Here is a 5,344-nt window from a genome sequence, read left to right on the forward strand (position 1 = left end):
AGGATCGAGTCGATCAACTCCCGGCGCTCCTGCACCTCGGTGAGGAGGGTGTTGGAGTCCAGGATCAGCTGGGTGAACTCGCCGTTGCGATCGGCGAGCACCTGCGTCACCTGCCGGGTGGCCGACAGCAGCTGGCGCAGCTGCTCGTCCCGCGAGGCGATCGTGTCGGAGAGCCGGGCGAGCCCCTGCAGCGAGGTGCGCACCTCGTCGGGGGTCTCGGAGAAGGTCTCGGCCAGCACCTCGAAGCTCGAGGCCAGCTGGGCGGTGTCGATCTCCTGCACCGTGGACGACAGGTCGGCGAAGGCCTCGACGACGTCGTACGGGGAGGCGGTCCGCTCCAGCGGGATCCGGTCGTCGGGGTCGAGCGGCTCGGCCCCGCGCGGGACCAGGGCCACGTACTTCGCCCCGAGCACGGTCTCGATCTTGATCGCCGCCTCCGAGCGGTTGCCGACGAAGGCGTCCTTGACGCGGAACTCGACGGTCACCGCGCCGTCCTCCAGCGCGAGGCTCTGCACCTTGCCGACCTTCACGCCGGCGACCCGGACCGGGTCGTCGGCCTGCAGGCCGGCGGCCTCGGAGAACTGCGCCTTGTAGACGGTGCCCCCGCCGATCAGCGGCAGGGACTGCGCGTTGAAGGCCATGAACACCAGGACGGCGATCACGCTCAGGCTGACCGCGCCGATGACGACGGGGTTGCGGTCGCGGAAGTTCGTGGACTGGCGGGCCATCAGCTGCACCCCTCCGCTCCGCTTTGCGTGGGCGGGATGGTGACCGCCTGACCCTGCGGGCTGGTCCCGGGGATGACGTCGGTCGGCGGGAGGGTGACGGTGCCGTTGTAGCTGCACATGAAGAAGTTGAACCAGCTGCCGTTGATCGCCGTGCGGGTCGTCAGGTCGAGCTTCGCCGGGGCGGTCTGCAGGAACCGCTCGACGAGCTCGCCGGTGTCGCCCAGGTTGCGGGACAGGTCCTCGAGCGCGGTGATGTCGGCGGCCAGCGGCGGACGGACGTCCTCGAGGAAGCCGCTGGTCGACACGGCCAGCTCGTCGATCGTCTGCAGCGAGTCGAAGATCGCCTCGCGGTCACCGGCCAGCCCGGTCACGAACTGCTGGAGGCTCACCACCAGGTCCGACAGCTGCTGGTCGCGGGCGGCGAGGGTGCCCATCACGGTGGTCAGGTTGTCGATCACGTCGCCGATGACCTCGTCGCGGTCGGCGAGGCTGCTGGTCAGCGACCCGACGTGCGCGAGGAGGCTCTCCATCGTCCCGCCCTCGCCCTGGAAGACCTGGATGATCTCGAAGGAGACGCGGTTCATGTCGGCCGGCGACAGTGCCTGCAGCAGCGGCTGGAACCCACCGAAGAGCACGGTGAGATCCAGGGCGTTCGTGGTCTGGGCCAGGGGGATCACCGAGCCCGCCTCGAGGGTCTCCCCGCTCGAGCCCTCCCCCTCGGTCAGCACGATGTACCGCTGGCCGACGAGGTTGCGGTACCGGATCGTGGCCTCGACGGCGGCCGGCAGCGGGACGTCCTCGTTGACCTCGAGCTCGACCTCGGCCACCGGGCGGTCGGTGCCCTCGCCGAGCCCGATGCCGACCACCTGGCCGACGCGGACACCGGCGATGCGTACCTCGTCGCCCTCCACCAGGCCGGCGACGTCGGTGAACTGGGCCCTGTAGGTCAGCTGCTCGCCGTAGCCGGCGTTGGTGATGGTCGTGACCAGCACGTAGGCGGCCATCATCGTGACGACCGCGAACACGGTCAGCTTGACCAGGGGGGCCGCCATGCCCCGCAACTGGCCCTTCATCGCAGCATCACGTTCTTTCCGCGCAGGATCGGCGCCAGGGAGGAGGCGGCAAGGTCCGAGACGTCGTCGGGCTGGGCGCCCGTCTGGTAGGCCAGGATGCTGCGGACGAAGTCCAGCTCGGCGGTCGAGCCGACCAGCACGTCGGGTACGGACGCTCCCGCCTGGCCGTTACCGGGCACGTTCTCCGGGTTCCCGCCGTCGTCGGCTCCGCCGCGATAGCACGCGGGCTCGGGACGCTCGGCGCTCTCCGGGGACTCGATGCCGTCGTTGGGCGGGTAGGGGCAGTAGTACTCGCCGGACGCCGCCTGCGCGATCTCGGCGTCGATGTCGTCCAGTCCTCGGCAGTCGGGTGCGGCGTTGTCCGCGTAGATGGGCTGGTCGCCCGGCTGGTAGGGGTTCCGCGGCGGGAAGGTGAACTGGATGTTCAGGTTCAGCGCCGGGTCCCCGTCCTGCCCGAAGGTCTCGCCGATCCGGGGCACGGAGCGGGTGAGCCCCTCGAGCAGGCACGGGTAGATCGGCGAGTACTCGGCGAACAGGCCCAGCACCGGCCGCGACGTCTCCGCCAGGGAGATGATGTTCCGCTCGTTCGTCTCCAGCCACCCCGCCGTCACGTTGGACGACGTCGTCCCGACGGTGAAGGTCCGCCGCAGCTGCTCCTCCTGGTCCACGACCGTCCGGTTGGTGACGACGAGGTTGTCCAGGACGGCGAGCAGGTCGTCGGCCGCACCCTGGTAGGTCTCGGCGAAGTCGGCCAACTCGGAGATGTCGGCCTGCAGCTCCGGCAGGACAGTGTTGATCTCCCCGAAGTACTCGCCGGTCGCCGCGAGGTTGGCACCCAGCTCGTCGCCCCGGCCGCGCAGCGCATCGGCGACCGCCCCGAGGGTGAAGGAGAGGTCGTCGGGGTGCACCGCCTGCAGCAGCGGGAGGGTGTCGTCGATGACGCGCTGGAGCTCGATGGCGTTCTCCGTGCGGTCCTGCTCGATCACGTCGCCGTCGGCCAGTCGCTCGCCGCTGGGGTCGTCGGGCAGCTGGAGGGCGACGTAGCGCTCGCCGAACAGCGTCTTCGGGAGCAGCCGCACCGACACGTCTGCGGGGATCTGGTCGAGGTACTCCGGGTTGATCGCCAGTTCGATCGTGGCGCCGTCCGCGTCGGCCTGCACCTCCCGGACGTCGCCGACGATGACGCCGCGGACCTTGACGTCGGACGCCTCCTGCAGCTGGTTGCCCGCGGTGTCGGTCTCCAGCGTCACGCGGGCGACCTCGGTGAACGCCTTCTGGTAGGTCGCGACCGCCAGGCCCAGCAGGAGCGCCAGGACGACGAGGAACGCCACGCCTTGGAACCGGATCCGGATCTTCTTGCTCATCGCGCGCTCACCCCGCAATCCGGACCGTCGTCGTCGAGCCCCAGATGGCCAGCGACAGGAAGAGGTCGATGATGTTGACCGCCACGATGGAGAACCGCACCGCTCGGCCCACCGCGAGTCCGACGCCGGCGGGACCGCCGCTGGCCCGGTAGCCGTAGTAGCAGTGGGTCAGGATGATCACGACGGCGAAGACCAGCACTTTCAGGAACGACCAGAGGACGTCCTGCGGTGGCAGGAACAGGTTGAAGTAGTGGTCGTAGGTGCCGGCGGACTGCCCGTACATCTGGATGGCGATGGTCCGAGTGGCGAAGTAGCTCGTCAGCAGCCCCAGCACGTACAGCGGGATCACGGCGATGAAGCCGGCGATGATCCGGGTGGTCACCAGGAACGGCAGCGAGGGCACGCCCATCACCTCGAGGGCGTCGATCTCCTCGTTGATCCGCATGGCGCCGATCTGCGCCGTGAAGCCGCAGCCCACCGTGGCCGACAGGGCCAGACCGGCCACCAGCGGCGCGATCTCCCGGGTGTTGAAGTACGCCGAGAGGAAGCCGGTGAACGCCGACGTCCCGAGCTGGTCGAGAGCCGCGTAGCCCTGCAGCCCGACCTCGGTGCCGGTGAAGAACGACAGGAAGGCGATGACGCCGACGGTTCCGCCGATGACCGCCAGGGCGCCGGTGCCGAAGGTGACCTCGGCCAGCAGCCGGAAGGTCTCCTTCTTGTAGCGCCTGACGGTGCGCGGGGTCCAGGCCAGCGCCCGGGCGTAGAAGCCGATCTGGTCGCCGAGGTCGTCGAGGGTGTTCAGGGGCGGCCGGTACACCCTCGTCACGAGGCGGCGGGCACCGACCTTGATGCGGTCCCCCGGTGAGAGCAGCGCCATCACTGCCCCTTCGGCGGAACGAGCTGGAAGTAGATCGCCGTGATCACGAAGTTCACCGCGAAGAGCAGCAGGAACGTGATGACGACGGACTGGTTCACCGCGTCGCCGACGCCCTTGGGCCCACCTCCGGCGCGCAACCCCTTGTAGGACGCGACGATCGCCGCGATCAGGCCGAAGATCAGCGCCTTGATCTCCCCCGACCAGAAGTCCTCCACCTGCGCCAGCGCGTTGAAGGACGCCAGATAGGCGCCGGGGGTGCCGCCCTGCAGGATGACGTTGAAGAAGTACCCACCGGCGACGCCGACGACGCTGACGAGACCGTTCAGCAGGACGGCGACCAGCATCGAGGCGAGCACCCGGGGCACGACGAGGCGCTGGATGGGGCTGATGCCCAGCACTTCCATGGCGTCGATCTCGTCGCGGATCTTGCGCGCGCCGAGGTCGGCGCAGATGGCCGATCCGCCGGCCCCGGCGATGAGCAGCGCCGTCACGATCGGGCTGGCCTCGCGCAGGACCGCCAGCACCGAGGCGGAGCCGGTGAACGACTGGGCGCCGAGCTGCCGGGTCAGTGATCCCAGCTGCAGGGCGATGACCGCCCCGAACGGGATCGCGACCAGGGCCGTCGGCAGGATCGTCACGCTGGCGATGAACCAGGTCTGCTGGATGAACTCGCGGATCTGGAACGGCCGCTTGGGCAGCGCCTTCGTGACGTCGAGAGCGAAGGCGAACAGGTTCCCGCTCGCCGCGAGCGGACGGGTCGGCGAGAACTTGCCGTCGAGCAGCCCCGGGGCCTTCGGCTTGTCCGTCGCCGTCACCCCTCGCCCCCCTGCCGGGGGAGGACGGCGGTGGCGGTCGCGCCGGACGGCTGCTCGGCGCCGTGCGCATCGGCCTCCGGCGCCCAGTGCCGGCCACCGGCACCACGGGTCGGCTGGAAGGCACCCGAGTCGGCCTGCGCGAGCAGGTCCTCGGGCAGGGAGGCACGGATCGCCGCCTGGGTCTCCTCGTCGAACTCGTGCAGCATGCGGGCGACACGCTCCTGGCGGCGGCGCTCCGCCTTGCGCTCGGGGAGGCCCTCCGTGGGCGTCAGCTGCGGCGGCACGGCGTCGCCACCGGAGGCGCCCTTGGGGCCGATGCCGTTGTGCGAGTCGCCGCCGCGCGCCTCCAGGGCGGCCATCTCGGCCTCCACCTGGGCGACGTCCTTCTCCTCGCTCATCCCGATGGGGCCCTCGCGGCGGCCGTTGAGGAACTGGCGGACCACCGGCTCCTGCGAGGTGAGCAGCTGCTCGCGCGGGCCGAACATCA

Annotated in this window: 5 protein-coding genes and 1 pseudogene; all 6 read right to left on the bottom strand. The window is 70.2% G+C overall.

Features of this window, described 5'->3' with window-relative positions:
* A partial coding sequence (locus E4P40_RS26035; RefSeq protein WP_135161217.1) for an MCE family protein occupies positions 1-728 on the bottom strand: 728 nt, incomplete at its 3' end.
* On the bottom strand, positions 728-1,801 hold the full coding sequence (locus tag E4P40_RS26040; protein WP_135161218.1) for an MCE family protein: 1,074 nt from the start codon (positions 1,799-1,801) through the stop codon (positions 728-730). The genes E4P40_RS26040 and E4P40_RS26035, both read right to left, overlap by 1 nt.
* Complete coding sequence (locus E4P40_RS26045) at positions 1,798-3,165, bottom strand: MCE family protein (RefSeq protein WP_135161219.1); 1,368 nt, start codon at positions 3,163-3,165, stop codon at positions 1,798-1,800. The genes E4P40_RS26040 and E4P40_RS26045 overlap by 4 nt, the downstream gene beginning before the upstream one ends.
* A gap of 7 nt (positions 3,166-3,172) precedes the next feature.
* The gene (locus E4P40_RS26050) at positions 3,173-4,042 is read right to left on the bottom strand and encodes an ABC transporter permease (RefSeq protein WP_135161220.1); all 870 of its coding nucleotides are present in this window, start codon (positions 4,040-4,042) and stop codon (positions 3,173-3,175) included.
* On the bottom strand, positions 4,042-4,824 hold the full coding sequence (locus E4P40_RS26055; RefSeq protein WP_135161221.1) for an ABC transporter permease: 783 nt from the start codon (positions 4,822-4,824) through the stop codon (positions 4,042-4,044). Before E4P40_RS26055 ends, E4P40_RS26050 begins: the two co-directional genes overlap by 1 nt.
* A 29-nt stretch (positions 4,825-4,853) precedes the next feature.
* Positions 4,854-5,344, bottom strand: a pseudogene (locus E4P40_RS29435) (ABC transporter ATP-binding protein); the annotation flags it as partial.

It is taken from the genome of Blastococcus sp. CT_GayMR20, from assembly GCF_004570345.1.